Source organism: Sporomusa malonica (assembly GCF_900176355.1).
In the GTDB taxonomy this organism is placed as follows: Bacteria; Bacillota; Negativicutes; order Sporomusales; family Sporomusaceae; genus Sporomusa; species Sporomusa malonica.
Genome location: NZ_FWXI01000002.1, coordinates 36,697 through 57,732, shown reverse-complemented (window position 1 = coordinate 57,732; position 21,036 = coordinate 36,697). Strand labels below are relative to the sequence as shown.

The window sequence follows — 21,036 nt, the reverse complement described above, 5'->3', positions numbered from 1 at the left end:
CCGACAAAAGGTTTTTTCTCACTCACGATATCCGCCCTCCTTTAATTTGAGCATATTCGTTATATAAGTACAGCAGAGCATTCCTGCTCTGCTGCCTTCTTGTTGTTCAATTAGCCAAGCTGCAATTAACCTTGGGTATTGCTGCCATAACGCTTGTTGAATCTTTCTACACGGCCACCGGCTGCTATCTGGCGCTGTTGACCAGTATAGAACGGATGGCAGTTAGAGCACACATCTACACGCAGTTCTTTTTTAACTGAACCTGTCATAAATGTATTGCCACAGCCGCAGACAACTTTGGCTTCACTGAATTTAGGATGAATTTTTTCTTTCATGTCTTGCACCTCACTTTATAAAAACCACTTTATGCGTAGTAATTATAGCATATTACGCCAAGGCTACGCAAGCTATCTTACGGCAACTTTGCTAATATCGCAATAAATACTTGGGTAAGCTCGGGGTCAAACTGAATTCCCGCATTTTTCCTGATTTCAGCCATTGCTTCGTCTTTAGTCATCGGTGCTCTGTACGGACGCTGGTTGGTCATGGCGTCATAGGCGTCAGCCAATGCCAAGATACGACATTCGAGAGGAATCTCTTCGGCTTTAAGGCCAAGCGGATAGCCGCCGCCATTCCACCATTCATGATGTTTTAGCACCCAGTCAGCAATAAATACTAAATCAGGTGCCGCCCGGGCAATACGATACCCAATTTCCGAGTGGCTGTGCATGATAACCATTTCTTCGTCATTCAGCCGCCCGGGCTTAAATAAAATCCCATCCGGAATGCCGACCTTCCCGATATCATGAAATTGAGCAAACAGCTGCAGTTCACTCAGCTTGTTTGCTGATAGACCAATCTCTACCCCTAACAAACGGACTAAATCCTGCAGTCTGTCCGCATGTCCGTCAGTAATAAAGTCCCTTACCTCCAGGGCCTTTTTTAATGTCTGTACAATAGCGCTCCTTGTACTGCGATTATGAAACAGTTTATCACGGTACATGTAGTTGTCAGCTTCTTTTAATAACTCACCCGCATCATTAGACTGCAGCGTACCTGCCGAATAACCGATCGACATACTAAGGGTCAGCCCTGGATTCTTATGGTTAGCTTGGGCAACAGCTTCTTTAATTGCCCGGCATAACTCTTCCCCAGCCTCAAGCGGCTGATTCTTGAGCAGCACGGCAAATTCATCGCCCCCAAACCGGGCAATAATTGCATCCTGGGGACACACCTGTTTTAACACTTCAGCCGCCTGACGCAAGAGCTCATCGCCACTGGTATGGCCTAAGGTATCATTAATCAGTTTGAGACCGTCGACATCGGCAACAATAACCTGCATACTTTCTGATGTGTCTCTGGTCTTTGCCATATATTCTTCAAAAAAAGAACGGTTATAAAGCCCAGTCAAGGTATCATGCTGTCCAACATACCTGAGCCTGGTATTTGCTTCATCTAAGGATCCCAACATATTATTGATATTAGTAGCCAATTCTGTAAGCTCGTCCCGTCCAGCTACCGGCAGGCGAATGGATAAATCTTTGCTTTTGGCGATTTTTTCAACAATGCCGCTCAATTTAGCTAACCTGCTGAGCACATTCCGTTCTAACAGTACGAGCATGGCAACGCCAAAAACCAGACCGGCAATAAGAAGCATAACAACAAAGTAGTTTAGAATCTGCTGCCCCTGATGTGAGATATCCCGGTGTACCAATACTCGCAGCATTAAGGCAGGCTGTCCATAGACGTCAGACAACACCGTATATCCTGCCATGTAGTTTTCATCGACCGGGTTTACATATACCTCATCACGATAAGACAAATACGACTGAGCTGAAATAAAATCTGGCGTCAACTCGCTCCCATCCCAGCTGGCAAAATCTAGTGGCAGTTGAACCCGTTCAGATATTATCTCTTTTTCCACATAGGTCACATAGCGGCCAACCAACAGCACCCCCCGAGCCGAAGCCGTTCCCTTGCTATTGGAAATAGCACCGGCGGCAATTAGCAACTGCCCTTCTGGCAGATTCAGCACACCTTTATTAATACCTAAAACCGGCGTACGATTGGCAATTGGTTTAACAGCGGCAAGTTTAGCTGCCATCTCTTCTGTTAACTGAATCTCCTCGCGCCTGTCCCAGTCAAACGCACGGGCATATATAATGCGCCCTGCGAGGTCGGTATACATGATAAAATTAATTCGTTGAGATATAAACGTCAAGTCCACCAGATTGGCATCAATATATTCCTGACTTCTGCTTTCAATGAAGTCGTAACTTTCATCCCATTGCGCCCAGTCTTTTACAAAATTATCCAAGGAATCAATTTCGTTTTCTACCGCTTTGACAGCACGCTTTACATTTCGTTCAGTATCACTTTTCTCCAACTGATAATATCCGTTTACCAGAATTTTATCGGCGGTGAAAAATATACTAAATAGCAGTAAACATAAAGTTAATCCAATAATAATAATACTTTTTTCTCGGATTGGCACCTTTTTACCGCCTCTTTACTTATGCTATGCTAATATTTTTATGTTAAATACATTCTCTAAAATGTCTATTAATCCTGCACACAGTTTATAAAGAAAACACGGCTTGCGCCGAGCCTTAGCGAAAGCGGAAACCGATGTTGCCCTTATCCAGACGGAAAGTTATACTTTCTTACAGGACAAAAAAATAGTGACCGGATTCAAAGTCCGCCCACCATTCCATATCCTAAATATACTGCTGCGCCCCAGATGAACACCGCCGAAATCTTGCCCATAAGCCCCAGCACCCTCCCCGAGGCGTCTAGACTGCCGATAGTCCTTCCGGCAAATGCCAATGCGAAAAACCATAGCCATGAAACCACTATACATGCAGTTGTAAACACTACCTTGCTGCTGCCGGTATAGTTTAATGAGCTTGTACCAATAACCCCAATTGTATCGAGAATGGCATGCGGATTAAGCAGCGATACCGAGGCGGCAAACATAATCTGCTTGGCAGGAGGCATACCGCTCCCGCCCACCGCTTGAGTGCTATCCAGTTTACTCTGCCAGGATACCCAGCCCATATAGGCTAAGAAGACAAACCCCACTCCCAATAATGTCATCTTCATCCAGGCGAAACTTAAAATCACCAATGACACCCCCAGGACAGCCGCCATAATAAGCAGCGTATCGCACAGCCCAGCGGTCACAACAGCTGGCATGACCTGCCATAGGCTGCTTTGAAGAGCGCCCTGGGTAAAGACAAATAAATTTTGCACACCGAGTGGTAAAATAAGCCCAAAGGCTAAAATAATACCATGGATAAATGGTTCCATTTCCTCTACCTCCCAAGACTACTTAGAAATGCACATCTGGGCATATCTATTCAGTCTTCATATACCTCTGGCTTCCGGTGTTTGAGTATGGGTAACTCGTCTCGCACCTTTTCCAGTGTTCTAAAATCAACTTTTCCTGTTATCACGGTTTCCTCTTCACTGGCAACAGCCAGCACTCTGGCCCAAGGATCAACAATCATCGAATGCCCATATGCCTTATACTCAGCAGCCGCATTCAGCGCCGGCGCCGCAGCAATGATATATACCTGATTATCCACTGCCCGCGCCCGCATTAAGAGTTCCCAGTGCGCCGGACCGGTAACCGGGCCAAAGGCAGCTGGGTAAATAATTACTTGTGCTCCTTTTAGCGCCATAGCCCGAGCCAGCTCAGGAAAGCGAACATCATAACAGATAGCTACGCCCATAGTCCCCAGCGAGGTGTTTACTACTGTCATGCTGCTGCCGGCTGCCAGAGTCTTGGATTCTTGAAATACAGTTCCGCCCTTAATTGCAACATCAAACAAGTGTACCTTACGATGACGGCCAATCAGATCACCGTTTTCATTAAAGACAAAGCTTGTGTTAAAAACATTGCCTGCCTCATCCTTTTCTGGAATCGAGCCGCCCACCACAATTACCTTATTTTGGGCTGCACACTCAGCTAACATGGTAATTGTTGGCCCATCTGCAACACTTTCGGCATAATCCGGAAACAACTCAGACTGATAGGGACAGTTAAACATTTCAGGCAGTACTACCAACCGACTCCCCTTAATCGCCGCATCACCAATCATGGTACGTGCTTTTTCGATGTTAGCCAACTTATCTGGTATAACACCCATTTGACAAATACCTACTGTAAATACTGACACAAATACCCCTCCAAGAAAATTTGTTATATTATACGAAATACTGTTATTTATTTGCGGACACTCTGCGGAAACTGAAGGAATTATTAATATAACTTGTCGAATATTATTTAAAACATCTGGGGAGGCTCCTTCATTTATGCAAAAAATTGCCGCAGTTAGTCTACAGCCCGGAATGGTCATAGCCCGTAATGTCTTCAGCACCGAAGGCGTGCTGCTCTTAGGTACTGGCACAGTATTGGACGATGCGTATATTCAACGGTTACGGCTGTTTGGCCTGACAAGTATATATATAAAAAATCCATTTACCGATCAGATGGCTGATAGTGACATCATTGATACTATCCCTGAAGTCGTTCGTGAAGAGACACGCGTACAAGCTGTACAAATTGTACATACAGCATTCCAGAACCTATCTGATACAGGTCAAGTAGATTCTCAGCAGTTTAAAGAAACCGCTCTATTCCTTATTGATGAGGTCATTAAAAACAAGGGCGCAATGATCCATCTAACTGATATTCGCTCCCGCGACGGATATACCTTCGGTCACTCGGTCAATGTCTGCGTATTATCCACACTCACAGGTGTACAGCTCGGCTATAATACCCTTCAGCTCCGGGAATTAGCCCTAGGCGCCCTACTGCATGATACAGGAAAGATGCTTATTCCTAAAGAAATTTTAGTCAAACCAGGCCCCCTCACTACTGCTGAGAGAAATCACATGGAGCAGCATCCTGACCTTGGCTTTGATATTCTTCGCCGCCAAGGCGAAATCCCGCTCATTTCCTCTCACGTCGCCTATCAGCACCATGAAAAATTTGATGGCAGCGGTTACACTCGAAATTTAGGCGGTTCAGAAATTCATGAATATGCAAGAATTGTGGCCATTGCCGATGTTTATGACGCCATTACCTCAGACAGACCCTACAAGGACGGTACACTGCCACACGAGGCATATGAAATCATGATGTCGCTGGCAAATACGCATTTTGATCCAGTCATTTTAAGAACCTTTCTGAATCAAATAGCCGTCTATCCATTGGACAGCATCGTTAGAATTAATACCGGTGAAATTGCGTTGGTGATAAAAGTAATCCCGGGGTTACAAACTCGACCAACTCTAAAAATTATTGTTGATGCCGCCGGCCATAGACTGAACAACGGTCCAGAAATTGACTTAACCAAAAACTTGACAGCCTTTATTGATAAGATATTCACCCCTACCGAAATCTTAGATCTAGATGCTAATTTAGCTTGATAAACAAGCCTGAGGCATCATCCCAGCGGCGATTGGTTTTTATTAGCTGGTTAAACCACTTGGTTGTGCTGTCAAAATCCCGGAGATCCAGGCTGGCAGGCAGACTATTGACTTCGACCAGATCTAAAATGCCGTCTGTCACAAAGTAAAACGTGTCACCAGTTTTTACATGAAGCACAAGCTCGGTAATGTCAAGCTCCGGGATAATTCCTAAAAGAGACCCGCCTGTCTTCACCAACCCATTGTTTGCTTCAGAAGCTGTGAAAAATCCAGTGATGCCAGTTGGTACCAGTGTTAGTGTCGTGCTGGTAAAGTCGAATTCGAAACATATCATGGCGGCAAATGTCTCTTCGGTAAAATAACGCATCACCGTCTGGTTAATCCAACGCACTTTGTCGATTAGCGGACTGTCCATTAGATAGGTTTCCTGCATAAGCACATTCAAAGCAGCCGTCTGCAGGGCGGTACCCAAGCCGTGACCAGCTACATCAATCATATATCCGGCTAAAACCTGTCCTCCTTTGATGAATGTATAGTGAAAAAAGTCTCCACTTACCATGTGGTGAGGCTCAAATATTGTCCGAACACTCACTTGGCCGGTATCAAGGTCAGCCGGTAACAGACTGCGCTGAACCTGACCGGCTGTTTTCACGTCCTTTCTCAATGCCTCTTGCAGGCGGACTTGTTCAGTAATATCCCTAAAAGTAGCCACCACTGCCATTTTATTGCCATAGCTAATTCGAGTCGCTGAAAACTCAACAGTAACGCTCTGCCCATCTTTACGCAGGAAACGACGCTGAGCACGGTTTTCACCGGTTGCGAGGGCCTGCTCCAAATCGGTCATTATATCGGCTGAAATAGCCAAATCCTGAATATGAAGCCAAACTACTTCGGCTTCATGAAAGCCCATAATCTTCCTAAATCGCTCATTGGCCTCCTGAATCCGCCAGCTTTCGGCATCTAAAACAATAATCCCGTCAACAGACTGCCGTAAAAGCGCTCGGTAACGTTCATTCCGGGCGTTGAGCACTTCAGCCTGGCGGATGGTCTCTTGCGATTGTTGTGCTACCAGCTTGGCCAGTTGGAGATTTCGCCTATATAGCCAGCCAGCGGCCATCCCGCATAGTATGAGCAAAAATACCAGCATTGAAACTATTTGTCCCATTTATTACCTCCACACTGACTGACAACTATTATCTTATTATATAATATTTTCCTGCGTGAGCAAAGATAGGATGCTGGCTTACTAAAATAAAAGCGAGATTGCTTCACATACGTTCGCAATGACAGTGGATAGGACGCCTCCTTCCAAGTGTCAATACGGGCGTTAGTGTGGCAATCTCGCTTTTTTTACCGATGCGAAATAGTTAATTTATTTTTACTCAACACTTGGCCCTTATGGTCGACAAAGGTAATATCTACCCCGCCCCAAATGTCGAAGATTGCTTTATCAAGTACAATATAGTCGGACGGCTTAGTCATGGCCAGAGTTACAGGGGCACCTGGGCGCGGGCTCATTGTATGGACGGCAACTGTCATTTTGTTGCCGTTTATGGTTACTTTTTCAATGCCAATCCCGTATCCACCAGATGGAGCTGTGCCAAGATAAGCAAATAGCACTACCTTGTTAGCATAATTGATATCTTTTACTTTCCTCAGGACATCCTCGGGAATACGCTTATCCTGTGCAAGCTGACTATTATAGTCAACGACAGTAGCAAACGCCATATCCTTGAGATAAGTGCTCTTATTCCAGCTCCATCCGTCATACTTGTCTGTAGCAAACAGGGTTTTGCCGTCAGTTTGAATCGGTGGTACTGGTACGGGTTTGACCTGACCAAATACCCTGTAGGTTGTCCAAATGGCATCACCGCCACCAAAAGGTTTAACCAAAATCATGGTATAGTCTTTCCCGTTATGGGTTACTTTTACATGAATCTCACCATGACGAGCCAGTTCGCTTTTAGCTAGGCGCTTAACAATGGTAAAGGTATCTTTATCAGTGAACCCATAGTTTTTTCCTTCCATACGGGCAACCTGCATAGGGTCAAGGCGCCAGCGTTCATAACCTGCATCAACATTCTGCTGCCACTTAATAACTTTTACGTAATCGAGATTTACCACCCCAGGACCAACGTCAATTTTATTCTGAGTGAAAGCAGCATGCCCAGCAGATACCGGTATTTTAATGATCGTTTCAATAACCCCGCCTTGAATAGCAGTATCCTTAAGCATTACTACCGGTTTGTCGTCAGGTATCGCTTGTTTTACAGCGCCTTGAATTAATTTACCTTCAGCATCGCTTACCAAGCTCCTGCTTACTTCCGTCTGTGTCAAAACAGCGGCTGCCCGCTCGACTACAGCCTGCTGATTAAGCGCTTGGGGTTTAGGCTGAACTGTTTGAACCTCGGTTTCACTTACAGGCAAGCGTGTCCAATCCAGCCACTTAGCTGCCGCCTGGTCTGGCTGACTGGCAAAAGAAGTTGCCGCTGTTATCACCGCCAAACCGGTAATCGCCGAAATCATTTTTATTTGCTTCTTATTAATATTCATACTTTTGTCCCCTCTCAATTTTATTAATCTATCTTAACTGACTTCTTAGTCAACTCATCTAATTAAACGCCCCGAGGCACGCAAAAGTAACGGCCAAAATAGATGCAAAATTTGGTAGGGATAAGAGAGCCGTCCTCTTGAGACTATAAGATTTTCCTGCGTGAGCAACGCCAAGAGGTTGCAGATAAAATAAAAACAAGATTGCTTCACATACGTTCGCAATGACGGTGGATAGAATGCATCCTTCCAAATGTCATTGCGAGCGTTAGCGTGGCAATCTCGTTTTATCTGAAGCTAAGTCTACTTTATTTTGCGACACTTACCTTGGTCAGCGTCTTTGAAAGGTTCAACAGTTCTTGCTCTGTGGCTGCGCCTTCGAGGGTTACTTCGCTGTTATCGACAGTAATTGTCACTTTATTACGGTTCGGCGGTTTTATTTCTACTGATTCATTGGGAACAGGAGCGGCCATTTTAACTTGGGCTTCTGATGGTTTGGGGGCAATACGCAGAGTACTCTGACGTTTTGGAGCCTGAGTAATGATGATTTCGTCAGGCGCCCCTTGGTGATAAACCTGCCGGATGACTTTGCTGACAGCGTCAATGGTGACAACATCGGCTTTGCGCTCAGCCAAAGCCAGCATGGTATCACTGGATGCGGGGACTGATGAAGGGGACGGGGCAAGGCCAACACTAGGCAACTGCTCAGTGGCAGTCGGCTGTTTTATAGCCTCAGTTTCAGGTGTAATGGCTTTGGGGGTGGCCTCCTGTTTAGCAGGTGAAGCTGGTGGCGGTAATAAATCAGGTGATGGTTTAGCAATTGTCGCCGGTGGCGTCACTTCGGCAGGCGGGGGAGGTGCAAGCTGCTGCGATTTAGCCAGCTCCTGCTCCGGGCTGACCGGCGGCACAACATTCAGAAGTGCCACTAGTAAAACTGCGGCTACAGCACCAGACAGACCGGCAAAGCCCCAGGCCAGGCGTTTTTTACGTTTTTCCTGGGCAATGGTATTCGCAGCCTGATTAACAATGCTGTTAAGCACAGCCCGGGGCGGCTCAGCTGGCGCCTGAGCGGCGTTCTTAACCAGCTTTGCTGTAAGCAGAAGTTCTTCTAATTCGGCCTCTTGGCTAGCGTCCGGCGTCACACCTCGGTTGAGGGCATCGATGGCAGCTGACAATGCTTCTGCCTGTTTCTTTTCAATATTAGCATTATCCTGCACCAGCTTCACCTCCTGTAATGCCATTCTCGGCAAATAAATCTTTAAGTCTTTTAAGCGCCCGCTGCTGCAGCATTTTCACAGCGGCGCCGCTTTTCCCCATAATCCTGGCAGCATCGGCTACTGCCACGCCTTGAATAATTCTAAGTTCAATCACCTGCCGCTGCTCGTTAGGCAAGAGCGCGAGTAGTTTGGCTACTTCTTGGCGCCGCTCAGTACTTATAACCGCCTCGTCAGGCCGAGAGCCAGTATCAATAATTGGGGCATTGTATTCATCAATATCGACCACTTGGGGGGCACGGCCACGTTTGCGATAATAGTCGGTAATAAGGTTAAGGGCAATACGTGATAGATAGGTCTTAAAGGTGGCGCTCATCTCTTTATAACGCGGCAGTGCTGCCAAAGCCCTGAGGAAAGCGTCTTGTGCGATCTCCTGGGCATCGTCTGGATTGCCGGTTTTAGCTAAAGCCAGGCGGTAGACATAAGGCCAATGGCTGACAACCAACGCATTGAGCGCTGTGCGGTCGCCGTCTTTGGCTTTGGCAATCATGAGATTTTCATCATCTGGCAATCAACTATCACCACTCTTTAGTCTTACCTATAATTTAACGCAACCCCCGCCAATAAGTAACGCTATTCTTTATCGGTGTTTGTCAAGTATATATTTACCATTACACCCTTCCCGTATCCCGGGGACGAAGAAGTGAAACGTCTTTACCGTCAATAATCCGAGTAAACATTTGCAGCAGTTCGTCTTTACCTTCGGGCAACCTGCTTTCCAAGTAAATACAGTTGGATGGATGAATCGAAGTAATGCCGGAGTGTTCCAATTCCAGATCCTGAATCATCAGACGCATTTCCTCCAGTATTTCCATATCTGCAGGGGTCTCAAACTCCTTTCTCTGAACTTTCTCATAGAGCTCGGTTCCCGGCTGTGCGATAATTGTTAGCATGCCTATATAATCCGGTTGTATCTCACTACAAATTCGGGCTGTACTCTTTGCATGATCCCGAGCTTTAGGTGTTTTTCCCGCCAGCCCTAAAATCACGGTAACAAACAGATGTATACCTGCTTGCCTTACCTTTCTCCCGGCTTGAACCATTTCCTCATAGCTGACCCCTTTGCGTATATCACGGAGAATTTCTTCATCTCCACTTTCCACCCCCAGATGCGCCTCAACCAATCCATTGTTTTGAAGTTCTATCAATTCAGCAAGAGTTTTGCTCAGTATGCTAACTGCACTAGCATAAATCCCAACATATGTGAGGCCGGGAAAGGTATCATACAGGTACTTTAATATCTTTATTAGATCTTCGGCCGGCATGCTTAGAGCATCACCATCTGCAAGAAACACCTTTTCCACATCACCATAATATTCTTTTGCAAGATCAATGTCTTTAAGAATTTCATTTAGTTCACGGACGCGGTATTCCTTATCTTTATACATATTGCAAAATGTACATTGATTATGACTGCACCCAATTGTACACTGCAATATATAATCGTCCCCTGCTATATGGGGACTGTAAATATCTCCTTCATATCGCATAATAACTCTCTTTCCCAACTAATTGGCCACCCAAAATTCAAGACGTCCGTACTGCCTGTTTTACATATCTCCCTTTTCGATCAAGATGGTTTAAGTCCTCCGGTGTATTAAGGTTGTAAAACAGTTCCTCCAGGTTTCCTACCGTCTGTAATTCACTTTCCGGTATTTTAAGGACTCTTACCTGGGGATAAAATTGATATACCTGACTCACACCGGCCTGTAAACACTGCTCGATAGGAGTTATACAGTTGCGCGAGTATACGGCACACAGGGGTTCCCAGCATTGTTGAATTTCAGGAGCTATTACATCATATCCTGCTCTACGTTCAAGCAAGTACCTTGCCAGCTCTACTGTAAATAGCGGCATGTCGCAGGAAACTATAAACGAATACTGATTTTGGGCTGCACGCAGGCCAGCGTGCATGCCGGCAAGCGGCCCCATACCTGGATAAATATCAGGTACCTCCCTAAAATCACTGAAATTGTATTTTGCTGTATCATTACTCGCAATAATAATTTCATCCACAAAACTCGATAGTTTTTTTATCGTCCGCTCGATAAGTGTTTCATTATTAAATGATAGCAGCGTCTTGTCCCGCCCCATCCGCGAACTGCGCCCTCCTGCCAAAATTATACCGCTAACTGCCATGACATTGCCCCCTAACAGATGCATAATTTTTTTAATCCTACAATTTAAACCGGTTAACTGCACTTTGCAATTGTTCTGCAAGTTGAGCTAAGTGGTGGCTTGAGGAAGCAATTTCTTCCATTGATGCCGACTGTTCCTCTGAGGCAGCAGAAATAGTTTGCGTCTGGCTGGAAATTTCACGACTGATGTGTTCAACGCCTTGCATAGATTCAACGACTTGCTGACTGCTGCCTACTAGTTGTTTCATACCGCTGGCCGTTCCTTGTGCAATGGCTGCAACTTCTTTGATATGTCTGTCAATATCAAGAAAAGACTGGCCCGCTTGATCGACTACTTCGGAACCACGCCTTACTTCCTGTGTACCCTTAACCATGGCTACTACTGCCTTGTCCGTTTTGCCCTGGATATCGCCAATGAGGGTTGCAATCTGTTTGGCCGCCTCTTGCGATTGTTCGGCCAATTTGCGAACCTCCTCGGCTACTACGGCAAAACCCCGGCCTTGCTCGCCTGCCCGCGCCGCTTCTATGGCCGCGTTCAGGGCCAGAAGATTGGTTTGAGCGGCAATCCCTGAAATCGTTTCGACAATTTGTCCAATTTCCTTTGACTGTTCACCCAGCTCGGCAACAACCTGGGACGAAGTTTCAACTGTTTGCCGGATATGATTCATCTGACTAACGGCAATGTCCACGGCCTTATTTCCTGCCGTAGCTGCCTCGACTGCCTTATTGGCAATTACTATTGAATTCTCAGTCTTAACGGCTTCTTCCTGTGCGCCGGCTGCAATTTTTTCTACTAATTGCAGTGCTTTATCTACAGTAGTTACCTGACAGTCGACTCCCTGGGCCGTGTCTGTAATGGAGGCGGCGACCTGACCAGCGACTTGAGCTGACTGTTCAGCGTTGGCTGTTAGCTGTTGCGATGAAGCGGCTACCTGCTGTGAAGAATCGTTGATTTGTTGTACCAGGCTGCGCAAATTGCTTACCATGGTTTCAAAGATGCGGGACAGATGTTCCAATTCATCTCCGGAGTGTACATCAATGTTAGTCACTGTGAGGTCACCGTCAGCAATACCATTAGCGGCAGATTCAAGCGCTTTCAGCGGCTTACAAATCCAGGTCGCCGTAATAAATACAACAAAAATGGCCAAAATCAACACTACAATACTTATTGCAAGCGATGTCCATGTAAATGTATTTAACTTCGCAATAATTTCACTTACAGGCACATTTACGCCTAAAGACCAGTTGGTTCCCTTAATTGGCGCATAGGCCAGATATTTATTAACACCCAGATATTCATAACTTACAAGCCCTTGCTCCCCTTTGGTCATTTTTTCTGTAGCCGCTTTTAGCGCAGGGGTCGCATTCGGGTCAGTGAGACTACTGACTTTGAGGGCAATATCTTTGTTTGGATGGAAGATGATTACACCATCGCCTTGAATAACATAGGCATAACCGGTTTCGCCTGTTTTTACTCCCAAAACCAGTTTTTCTACTGCTTCAATATTAATTGCACCAGCCAAAACGCCGATTATGCGGTTCTCATTGCGAATAGGGAGCGAAATAATAACAATTGGATTATTAGTTTTTTTGGAAATTACCGGGTCGGAAATGACTGTCTCACCCTTTATTGACCGTTTAAAATACTCACGTTCTGCTAAAGTTCCGGTTTCTCCTTTGAAATCGAAATAATTCCCCGCATTATCGATCCATATCAGGCTTTCATAAATTTTTGCAGTGTTGAGTTCTGCAGCCAGATACGGAACAATCTCTTCCCTTTTGCCGGTGGTAATAACAGGCGAACGAGCAAGTCCTGCTATTTCCGATTTCGTTCGTTCAAGCCATTCTGCCGTTTCTTGGGAGCAGTTTTTAGACATATTGGTAAGCTCTGCTTCGACATCTTGTATTATTATGTTTTTAGCTTGCCAATAGTTTAAGCCGGCCAATAAACTCAGGGCAAATACAAATAAGGCAGCAACTGTTACCACCAGTTTGATTCTAATACTCTTCACAATTTTTCTCCTCATGTAACTTGCAGTCATCATAGATTTGTACGAACCTTGAACCACGCGTCTCGTTCCGGAAAAAGCTACATGAACGAGATTTTTACCAGTTTCTTTTACCCAGCTTGCTGTTGACCGGCGACAGGTACGGTACCGTCTTTTTTTATCTGTTCAATTTCATTTTCAACCCATACTGGATTGTGATGCTTGGCTTCGCTTAAAGGCTGGGTTCCGTCGCCAAACATGGCCAGAAACTCACCCCAATTGTAAATGCCAAGGAAAATGTGCATAAATACCCCCAGCCCTAAAAGTACCCCCAGTACCAGGTGGATCATATCAAACCAGTACATAGCTAGTTTCGGCGCGACCGGAATAAACGCATACAGTCCCCATCCGGTTACAATTAAAATAATGCCACCTATTAACATGCCAATTCCCATCATCTTCTGTCCGGAATTCATCTTGCCCATAGGTGGCACAGGGATGGTCTTGCCTAGCAGCATTTTTTGCGGATAGCCGCCGCCTACCATCATCCAGCCAATATCACGATCATCCCAACTAAAAATCCGCCGCACAAAAGCAACAATGCGGTCAAACCCAAAAATACAATAATAGATAACGGCAACGGTCAGTATAACCGCGCCACTAATGTGGATTTGCATTACAAGATTCTGAAAATCACCGCTAAACGGCTTGAGCCAGATAAAAAAACCAGTAATGGCTGCCGGTAAAAAACCTAAAATCAAACCCCAATGAAACAGGCGGGAAACAAAAGGATGTTTTAGCACCCGTGTCCCATGCGCCTCATGCTGACTCATAGCAAATCCTCCTCCTTACCCTAATTGAGTGCGATTAACATATTTAGTATGGAACAATTCTTCCGCCAAGTGACTCAGGGGGTTTTGGGCGAACTTGGCGTATACATCCTGTACCGCTTTGTTGTTGTGACTTTGCCGGATTTCAGCTTTGGCGTCGTCTTTATAGATGCCCTGGGCTCTCATTTTGATATATTTTGTCCGGTCCTGTACCAAATCTGTCGCTACATAGGCACCGGTCCACATAATTGCGCCAGCTACGCCCACAAGACCGAGAAATTCCCGCCGGGAAACTTTTACGGCTTTTTCCACATAATCATAACGTGCCATACTTTACCTCCTAGTGATGTTCATTAGGCCTTAGGCCCAAGGCAGCATAGCCTTTGCTTTACCAAGCCATGAGGTGCCCATGGGATTAACAGGCTGACCGCCGCCATTAACACAGCCGCCAGGACAGTTCATTATTTCAATAAAATGATACGGTGATTTTTTAGCTTTTACTTGTTCTAACAGTGGCTTAACGTTATCTTTGATACCATGCGCGACAGCTACTTTTAGAGTAACCTCTTTGCCGGTTTTAACGTCTTTCATGGTGACGCTGGCTTCCTTCACACCAGCAAGCCCCCGTACTGGCTTAAATTCAAGAACGTCCAGTTCTTGTCCGGTAATAACAAAATAAGCGGTGCGTAAAGCAGCCTCCATTACGCCACCAGTATTGCCGAATATCGTTCCCGCACCACTATATTGGGCTAAAGGATTATCTTTATCGGCAAATTCGGGAACATTGGTAAAGTCGATGTTCATTTTTTTGAATAAACGAGCCAAATCCCGGGTTGTAAGCACTACATCCACGTCAGGATAATGTCCCTCTTTCCCTTGCTTGCGCCAATAGTGCGCAGCACTGTCAAACTCTGGTCTTGATGCTTCGAACTTCTTGGCGGTGCAAGGCATAATACCCACCATAAAGATATCTTCAGGCTTTACCTTCCACACTTCTTTTGCGCCATAAGTCTTAGCCAAAGCACCAGCCATCATCATCGGCGACTTAGCAGAAGACAAATTGGGAATAAGCTCGGGGTAGTACAGTTCTACATATCTGATCCAGGCCGGACAGCAGGATGTAAATTGCGGCAGCGGTCCAAGCTGATGGGTAGCAGGCTCTCCCAGTGCATAGTGCCGGATTTTGGCGATTAGTTCCATGCCTTCTTCCATAATTGTTTGATCGGCAGTAAAGTTCGTGTCCAGAATTTTAAATCCGGCTTGTTTGAGAGTTCCATAAAGCTTTTTAGTGACTAAACTGCCTGGCTCCATCCCAAACTCTTCGCCAATGGCGACCCGTACAGCCGGTGCAATCGTACCGACAACAGTTAGTTGCTTGTTTTTCAATTGCGCAATCACTTTGTCAACAACATCAACCATATCCTTGGGTGCCCCAAAAGGACAGTTTACCAAACACTGACCGCACGAAATACACTTCTCCTTATTGACAGTATGCGCGGCTCCGTATTTACCGTCGATTGCTTCTGTCGGGCAAAATGCCTTACAGGAATCACAGCCTTTGCAGACTTCGCGGTTGATTTCAATAACTCGGATTAATTCCTGGGCTTGAAATCCTTTCATAATTAGACCTCCCCAATAAAGCTTCCATGATCATTACCTAAAACTACTGCTGAAACTTCTTGTCCGGCAATGAGTGGACCACTCCCTGCAGGTACATCAATTAATGCGTTGCAATCAATCATAGATTTTAAAACCCCATTACTTTGTTCACCTGTAAGCTTTACATAATTCACTTCATTGTTTCTCTGCACTTTTGCCCGGAGAAAGCGCCGTTGCTGACTAGGCTTATTAAAGTTTTCTGTTAGAATTGCAAAAATTTTAGCGGGGAATTGTTTCTCAAGCCCCATCATTTTTTTAATTAGGGGTACAACGATCAAGTCAAATGTAATCAATGCTGCTGCAGGATTTCCAGAGAGGCCAATAATCAGTTTATTATTTTGTTTTGCAGCGATTACCGGTGAACCGGGCTTCATATCAACCTTCCAGAAAATTTTATCGGCACCGATTTGCTTAAGAGCGTCTGGTACAACATCATAATCACCTACCGAAACGCCCCCGGTAGTGATGACCAGATCTGACTCCTTTAGCGCTTGCGTAATTCGCTCAACAATCGCATCTTTTTCATCTGGTACAATCCCCATGGATATAGGCTCTGCCCCTAGTTGTGAGCAAAATGCACCTAAACTGTGGAGATTGCTATTATATATTTTCCCCGGAAGCAATTCTTTGGACGGGTCTAACAGCTCATCTCCTGTGCTGAGGATGGCTATCTTAACTTTTTCGTAAACCGGCACTTCAGCCACGCCAATAGCTGCTAACAAACCAACGAGTGGCGGCGTCAACAAAGTACCCCTTTGAGCAATCGTCTCTCCTTGTAGTACATCTTCCCCTGCCTGGATAACATTTTTTCCAGGTGTAAGGGGATAAAACAGTTTAATGAAATTCCCCTCTCTCTTTACATCCTCATATTTAACAATCTCATTTGCACCTTCAGGTATAGGCGCTCCGGTCATGACCTTAATCGTACTTCCAGAAATCACTTTGTTTTCAGGCATAAAACCAGCCCGTACCTCCTCGATAACTTCGAGTATTACGGGATTGGATAATTCAGCTTGTTCTGTGTCTTTTGCCTGTAACGCATAGCCATCCAAAGGAGATTTATTAAAGGTCGGTAAGTTTACGCCTGACTGTATATCCCGGCATAAAACTCGGCCTACAGCATCAAACAAAGATACCTGACTTTGTTTCACAGGCTGAACTAATTCTAATAATGATGATTGGGCTTCTTCCAAGGAAATACTTGTTTTCACTTTTTTCCCTCCCTTACCATCTACGCACCAGTACCAAAGGAACAGGCCGGGTACTGGCAAACATCACATTCCAGACATAAGCCGCCCATCCCTAGCTTTACGATCATGGGTCTGGTAATATGTTGACCGGACAAAACCAACGGAAGAACCAAGTCAAAAACAGTCGTTTTATGATACATTACACAGCCTGGCAGTCCTAAAATAGGTACCTTTCCCAAGTAGGCCACCATGAGCATCGATCCTGGCAATACAGGCGCACCGTAGGTTACAATTTCCGCACCTGCATTTCTGATTCCACTTGGGGTGACATCATCCGGGTCAACCGACATACCTCCGGTTGTCAATATCAAATCAGCACCATTAGCGATCAAGGCACTCACAGCTTGCGATATTTTTTCCATATCATCCGGGACAAGGATGTGCTGCATTACTTTGCACCCAAATCCTTCAACTTTTGCTTTTACGACCGGCCCAAACTTGTCTTGAATGCGTCCATGATAAACCTCGCTGCCTGTCGTAATAATTCCCACTTTATAAGAGCGATACGGTGTAACGGCAGTGACATTGGTTTTTCGACCAATAGCTTCAACCATTTCTATTTTTGTTTCATTAATCAGTAAGGGAATAACCCGGACACCAGCAACTATTTCCCCTTTTTTTACAGGTCGGTTGTTGTTACGGGTCGCAACAACAACCTCCTCAATCATATTAATACTTGTTAGAAACTCTTCATTCACAGCGAACATTCCATCATACTCTGCTATAAGATTTACTTTACCTTCACTGGGTTCAGTCAGGACAAGGCCTGGTCCTTTTATTGCCCGGGCAATACGTACTCCAGCTTCATTCTCATGTGCAAATCCCTCTTTAATCTCCCATACATACAAATGTTCCTTCCCCAGCTTTAAAAGATTGGGGATATCTTGTTCTTTAATGATGTGACCTTTCTTAAACGCTTGCCCCTTAAATTCACCAGGTACTATTTTGGTAATGTCATGACACAACACGTTGCCAATGGCATCTTCAACTCGGACTATCTGCATATACTTCAGCCCTTTCCGTTTTTATCATAGGATGTAGCTTGTTTTAGTTGAGTCTCTCTATTTCATCCTCTGGTTTTATCCAGCCGGGGGTGATTACTTTGGCAAAAATCCCTTCCCGGGGCATAACACAATCGCCCGTTTTTTCCCGTATGGCACAGCCTAAATGGCATTCTTTTCCGATTTGAGTCACTTCCAGCAAAGTCTCTCCTACCTTGAGTTTGGTTCCGACAGGGAGTTCAAACAGCATAATGCCTTCTGTTGTAATATTCTCAGCAAAACTTCCTGTTTCAAGATTGTCAAATCCCATTCTTCTAATTTTATCAATACTCTCGGTTCCGAGGAGACTTACCTGTCTGTGCCAATCACCGGCGTGCGCATCTCCGTTAAGTCCACAGTTGACCTCAAAATAGCCTTTTCCAATTGCTTGCTTGGGCTGCCCTTTTTCCTTACTGATATTTATTGCCAATACCTTTGCCATTGCAAAACCTCCGTATATTAATAATTCAAGGGTACACACTGTTAAATCAATCTGCTTTACAAGACTCTCTTGACATGGCCGCTTTTTCCGCCTGATTTTTCCAGTAGCTTTATATCGCTAATTTCCATCCAGCGGTCAATGGCCTTACTCATATCATAAATTGTCATAGCAGCAATGCCGGCACCGCTGATGGCTTCCATTTCCACACCGGTCTTGCCGGTTGTTTTGACCTGGCACTGAATAGTTATGCTAGAATCTGGTTCGCTGATTTCAAATTCTATATCCACCGAACTAAGCATCAATGGATGGCACATGGGAATTAAACTGGCCGTATGTTTTGCAGCCATAACACCAGCGACCTGAGCTACTCCCAGAACATCACCTTTTTTAATTCCTCCGCTCTTTATGGCCTCCAGGGTAGCGGGCTGCATGCGAACAACCGCCTGCGCCGTAGCTATACGTACGGTATCTGTTTTTTCACTAACATCCACCATGCGGGCATATCCCTCAGCATTAAAATGAGTAAACTCCATCATTAGCCTCCTATTTGATACATCTTGCGTTTGTTATCCGCACCCCAGCCTTCGGTCATGTAATGACGGTTAGGCTTTTCTCTTATTGCTTTGCTAAACAGATGTGCAATTTTTTCATCACTAGCACCATTTTGCAGCGCCATTTTTAAATTGATTTCTTGTTTTCCGAATAAGCAGCCGCGAAGTTTGCCATCGGCAGTCATGCGAATACGATTGCACTCAGAGCAAAAATGATCACTCATAGCGCTTATAAAACCAACACTGCCAAGTCCGCCGTTTATTTGGTAACATTTGGCCGGGCCATTTCCTTGTACAGTCGAACCTTTATACAGATCATACTGCTGCTCGATAATTTCTTTGATTTCGCTGACACTTACCACCCGGTCTGTCTGATAAAATGGCAAATCTCCAATCGGCATGAACTCGATAAATCGCACGTGCAGCGGCATTTCTTTAGCTAGTTTAACAAAATCAAGTATTTCATGATCATTGATTCCTTTCATGACCACGGTGTTTATTTTTACTGGTGCCATACCCATTTCCAGCGCTTTAGCAATAGATCGCGTCACATCACTCAGTCTCCCGCGGCTGGTAATGTAGTTGAAGCTGTCTGGTTCAAGACTGTCCAGACTGAAATTAACCCTGGTTAACCCTGCGGCCTTGAGCTCTTCTGCCATGTCAGCAAACAATACCCCATTTGTCGTAATAGCAACATCGGTAATTTGGGGAATCTTTGCAATTTGCTCAACAAGATCGGTGATATTCTTACGGACGAGTGGCTCACCGCCGGTTAATCTTACCTTACGAATTCCAACCCGGGCAGCCACCCTGATGAGATGGACAATCTCTTCCAGTGCCAGTACATTCGTATGTCCAAGACTTTCTATTCCCTCTTCCGGCATGCAGTACTTGCAACGCAAATTGCACCTGTCCGTAACAGAAACACGCAAATAGTTGATCTCTCTAGCATAACTATCAAACATGGACACTCACTCCCTTCCTATTAAAATGAATATTGCGATGCTTATACTGATACTGAAATGCCAATACGTGCAGTGAACTTGCTGATTGATTATTAAAATCAAAAACTTCTGTGCGAAAAGCGCACAGAAGTTTTATGACAAAACTCATGAAGCGCCTCCTTTCCAAAAGTGGGAGGTAGTGGAATTTCTTTCACTACCCCGTGAACCCATAGGTTCAGACTGCCAGACCATGGATAACTTTAGGTCATACAGCTCGGAGTGCTGATTCTATTTACTTGGATGGGCTATGCGAATTCGTTTCATTCTTATTTTTATCTACAAGTTTCAAGCCTTGATAATAAGCTTGACCTAAACACTCACCGAATGCATAATATGCTCGGTCTGAAGCACTACTGATCATTGGCTTGACCATTCCAACAACTGGTACTCCATTTTGATCTAAAACTTCATCGTCTGCTTTGATTCCAAGAATTTGACCTATAAATTGAGTATGCAGCCCTATTTCAACAGCATGCAGAAGTTTGCACTCAAACGTTAGAGGAAACTCTTTGACGTATGGAGCGTTAACAATATCACTTCTTATAGGTGTAAGACCTGTCGTAGTAAATTTATCATCGTTTTTTCCAGAAGCAATCCCAGCATAGTCCGTTTCGACAATATAGTTCGTCGATGGTATGTTGACCGTAAATGCTTTCTGCTGAAAAATATTGGTGTATGTTAACCGTGTTTTTTGTAAAGAAATTGTCAAACAAGGGGGAGCTGAACAGCATATCCCGCCCCACGCAACAGTCATAATATTGGGGTGATCATTAGCATCATAGCTTCCAACAACCCATACTGGTGAAGGCATTGCAACCACTCTAGGTACAAGGGATTTCTTCATTACTCCACCTTCTAAATTGAATTAATCTAC

21 protein-coding genes and 1 riboswitch are annotated in these 21,036 nt (G+C 45.0%); of the genes, 1 reads left to right on the top strand and 20 read right to left on the bottom strand.

Annotated elements, in window-relative coordinates; all coding sequences use genetic code 11:
• Positions 1–125: 125 nt before the first annotated feature.
• The 4 genes from rpmE to B9A22_RS02195 all read right to left on the bottom strand — a co-directional run bounded on the left by rpmE (position 126) and on the right by B9A22_RS02195 (position 4,181).
• On the bottom strand, positions 126–335 hold the full coding sequence (rpmE, locus tag B9A22_RS02210; protein WP_084573976.1) for a 50S ribosomal protein L31: 210 nt from the start codon (positions 333–335) through the stop codon (positions 126–128).
• A gap of 77 nt (positions 336–412) precedes the next feature.
• Positions 413–2,494, bottom strand: coding sequence for an HD domain-containing phosphohydrolase (locus tag B9A22_RS02205; protein ID WP_084573975.1), 2,082 nt, complete (start codon positions 2,492–2,494; stop codon positions 413–415).
• Positions 2,495–2,691: 197 nt separating this feature from the next.
• The gene (locus B9A22_RS02200; RefSeq protein WP_084573974.1) at positions 2,692–3,309 is read right to left on the bottom strand and encodes a LysE/ArgO family amino acid transporter; all 618 of its coding nucleotides are present in this window, start codon (positions 3,307–3,309) and stop codon (positions 2,692–2,694) included.
• Between the two features lie 50 nt (positions 3,310–3,359).
• Positions 3,360–4,181, bottom strand: coding sequence for a carbon-nitrogen hydrolase family protein (locus tag B9A22_RS02195; protein WP_245823757.1), 822 nt, complete (start codon positions 4,179–4,181; stop codon positions 3,360–3,362).
• Positions 4,182–4,317: 136 nt separating this feature from the next.
• On the opposite strand from B9A22_RS02195, the gene B9A22_RS02190 reads away from it, so the two are divergent.
• Complete coding sequence (locus tag B9A22_RS02190; RefSeq protein WP_084573972.1) at positions 4,318–5,436, top strand: HD-GYP domain-containing protein; 1,119 nt, start codon at positions 4,318–4,320, stop codon at positions 5,434–5,436.
• Here B9A22_RS02190 and B9A22_RS02185 read toward each other — a convergent pair.
• The 16 genes from B9A22_RS02185 to B9A22_RS02110 all read right to left on the bottom strand — a co-directional run bounded on the left by B9A22_RS02185 (position 5,423) and on the right by B9A22_RS02110 (position 21,006).
• Positions 5,423–6,601, bottom strand: a complete 1,179-nt coding sequence (locus B9A22_RS02185; RefSeq protein WP_084573971.1) for a PP2C family protein-serine/threonine phosphatase — start codon at positions 6,599–6,601, stop codon at positions 5,423–5,425. The two genes, B9A22_RS02190 and B9A22_RS02185, sit on opposite strands and share 14 nt — an antisense overlap.
• A 185-nt stretch (positions 6,602–6,786) precedes the next feature.
• Complete coding sequence (locus tag B9A22_RS02180; RefSeq protein WP_084573970.1) at positions 6,787–7,989, bottom strand: protease complex subunit PrcB family protein; 1,203 nt, start codon at positions 7,987–7,989, stop codon at positions 6,787–6,789.
• A 305-nt stretch (positions 7,990–8,294) separates the two neighbouring features.
• Positions 8,295–9,203 (bottom strand): hypothetical protein, encoded by a 909-nt coding sequence (locus tag B9A22_RS02175; RefSeq protein WP_084573969.1) that lies wholly within the window; start codon positions 9,201–9,203, stop codon positions 8,295–8,297.
• The gene (locus B9A22_RS02170) at positions 9,193–9,771 is read right to left on the bottom strand and encodes an RNA polymerase sigma factor (protein ID WP_084573968.1); all 579 of its coding nucleotides are present in this window, start codon (positions 9,769–9,771) and stop codon (positions 9,193–9,195) included. The genes B9A22_RS02175 and B9A22_RS02170 overlap by 11 nt, the downstream gene beginning before the upstream one ends.
• A gap of 100 nt (positions 9,772–9,871) precedes the next feature.
• Positions 9,872–10,750 (bottom strand): radical SAM protein, encoded by an 879-nt coding sequence (locus B9A22_RS02165; protein WP_084574345.1) that lies wholly within the window; start codon positions 10,748–10,750, stop codon positions 9,872–9,874.
• Between the two features lie 37 nt (positions 10,751–10,787).
• Positions 10,788–11,399 carry a molybdenum cofactor guanylyltransferase gene (mobA, locus tag B9A22_RS02160; RefSeq protein WP_084573967.1) on the bottom strand — a complete coding sequence of 204 codons (612 nt, stop codon included), beginning with the start codon at positions 11,397–11,399 and terminating at the stop codon, positions 10,788–10,790.
• A 37-nt stretch (positions 11,400–11,436) separates the two neighbouring features.
• Complete coding sequence (locus tag B9A22_RS02155) at positions 11,437–13,410, bottom strand: methyl-accepting chemotaxis protein (protein ID WP_176215359.1); 1,974 nt, start codon at positions 13,408–13,410, stop codon at positions 11,437–11,439.
• Positions 13,411–13,517: 107 nt separating this feature from the next.
• On the bottom strand, positions 13,518–14,219 hold the full coding sequence (locus B9A22_RS02150; protein ID WP_084573965.1) for a cytochrome b/b6 domain-containing protein: 702 nt from the start codon (positions 14,217–14,219) through the stop codon (positions 13,518–13,520).
• Positions 14,220–14,234: 15 nt separating this feature from the next.
• Positions 14,235–14,546, bottom strand: coding sequence for an iron hydrogenase small subunit (locus B9A22_RS02145; RefSeq protein WP_084573964.1), 312 nt, complete (start codon positions 14,544–14,546; stop codon positions 14,235–14,237).
• Positions 14,547–14,576: 30 nt separating this feature from the next.
• Positions 14,577–15,836, bottom strand: coding sequence for a [FeFe] hydrogenase, group A (locus B9A22_RS02140; RefSeq protein ID WP_084573963.1), 1,260 nt, complete (start codon positions 15,834–15,836; stop codon positions 14,577–14,579).
• A gap of 2 nt (positions 15,837–15,838) precedes the next feature.
• Positions 15,839–17,086 carry a molybdopterin molybdotransferase MoeA gene (locus tag B9A22_RS02135; RefSeq protein ID WP_084573962.1) on the bottom strand — a complete coding sequence of 416 codons (1,248 nt, stop codon included), beginning with the start codon at positions 17,084–17,086 and terminating at the stop codon, positions 15,839–15,841.
• Positions 17,087–17,106: 20 nt separating this feature from the next.
• Positions 17,107–18,129, bottom strand: coding sequence for a molybdopterin-binding protein (locus B9A22_RS02130; RefSeq protein WP_084573961.1), 1,023 nt, complete (start codon positions 18,127–18,129; stop codon positions 17,107–17,109).
• 43 nt (positions 18,130–18,172) lie between these two features.
• Entirely contained in the window at positions 18,173–18,607 is a 435-nt protein-coding gene (locus B9A22_RS02125; protein WP_084573960.1) for an MOSC domain-containing protein, read from the bottom strand.
• A gap of 56 nt (positions 18,608–18,663) precedes the next feature.
• Positions 18,664–19,143, bottom strand: a complete 480-nt coding sequence (gene moaC, locus B9A22_RS02120; RefSeq protein ID WP_084573959.1) for a cyclic pyranopterin monophosphate synthase MoaC — start codon at positions 19,141–19,143, stop codon at positions 18,664–18,666.
• Positions 19,143–20,123, bottom strand: a complete 981-nt coding sequence (gene moaA / locus B9A22_RS02115; protein WP_084573958.1) for a GTP 3',8-cyclase MoaA — start codon at positions 20,121–20,123, stop codon at positions 19,143–19,145. Before moaA ends, moaC begins: the two co-directional genes overlap by 1 nt.
• A 140-nt stretch (positions 20,124–20,263) precedes the next feature.
• A riboswitch (molybdenum cofactor riboswitch) is annotated at positions 20,264–20,394 on the bottom strand.
• Complete coding sequence (locus tag B9A22_RS02110; protein WP_084573957.1) at positions 20,395–21,006, bottom strand: flavin reductase family protein; 612 nt, start codon at positions 21,004–21,006, stop codon at positions 20,395–20,397. It abuts the riboswitch before it with no gap.
• Positions 21,007–21,036: the final 30 nt, after the last annotated feature.

Excerpts from the sequence above, each read along its gene's own strand:
- B9A22_RS02180 (WP_084573970.1), bottom strand. The coding sequence starts at position 7,989 with ATGAATATTAATAAGAAGCAAATAAAAATGATTTCGGCGATTACCGGT.
- B9A22_RS02110 (WP_084573957.1), bottom strand. The coding sequence starts at position 21,006 with ATGAAGAAATCCCTTGTACCTAGAGTGGTTGCAATGCCTTCACCAGTA.
- B9A22_RS02190 (WP_084573972.1), top strand. The coding sequence starts at position 4,318 with ATGCAAAAAATTGCCGCAGTTAGTCTACAGCCCGGAATGGTCATAGCC.
- B9A22_RS02140 (WP_084573963.1), bottom strand. The coding sequence starts at position 15,836 with ATGAAAGGATTTCAAGCCCAGGAATTAATCCGAGTTATTGAAATCAAC.
- moaC (WP_084573959.1), bottom strand. The coding sequence starts at position 19,143 with ATGATGGAGTTTACTCATTTTAATGCTGAGGGATATGCCCGCATGGTG.
- B9A22_RS02165 (WP_084574345.1), bottom strand. The coding sequence starts at position 10,750 with ATGCGATATGAAGGAGATATTTACAGTCCCCATATAGCAGGGGACGAT.
- rpmE (WP_084573976.1), bottom strand. The coding sequence starts at position 335 with ATGAAAGAAAAAATTCATCCTAAATTCAGTGAAGCCAAAGTTGTCTGC.
- B9A22_RS02200 (WP_084573974.1), bottom strand. The coding sequence starts at position 3,309 with ATGGAACCATTTATCCATGGTATTATTTTAGCCTTTGGGCTTATTTTA.
- B9A22_RS02145 (WP_084573964.1), bottom strand. The coding sequence starts at position 14,546 with ATGGCACGTTATGATTATGTGGAAAAAGCCGTAAAAGTTTCCCGGCGG.
- B9A22_RS02185 (WP_084573971.1), bottom strand. The coding sequence starts at position 6,601 with ATGGGACAAATAGTTTCAATGCTGGTATTTTTGCTCATACTATGCGGG.
- moaA (WP_084573958.1), bottom strand. The coding sequence starts at position 20,123 with ATGTTTGATAGTTATGCTAGAGAGATCAACTATTTGCGTGTTTCTGTT.
- B9A22_RS02150 (WP_084573965.1), bottom strand. The coding sequence starts at position 14,219 with ATGAGTCAGCATGAGGCGCATGGGACACGGGTGCTAAAACATCCTTTT.
- B9A22_RS02130 (WP_084573961.1), bottom strand. The coding sequence starts at position 18,129 with ATGCAGATAGTCCGAGTTGAAGATGCCATTGGCAACGTGTTGTGTCAT.
- B9A22_RS02125 (WP_084573960.1), bottom strand. The coding sequence starts at position 18,607 with ATGGCAAAGGTATTGGCAATAAATATCAGTAAGGAAAAAGGGCAGCCC.
- mobA (WP_084573967.1), bottom strand. The coding sequence starts at position 11,399 with ATGGCAGTTAGCGGTATAATTTTGGCAGGAGGGCGCAGTTCGCGGATG.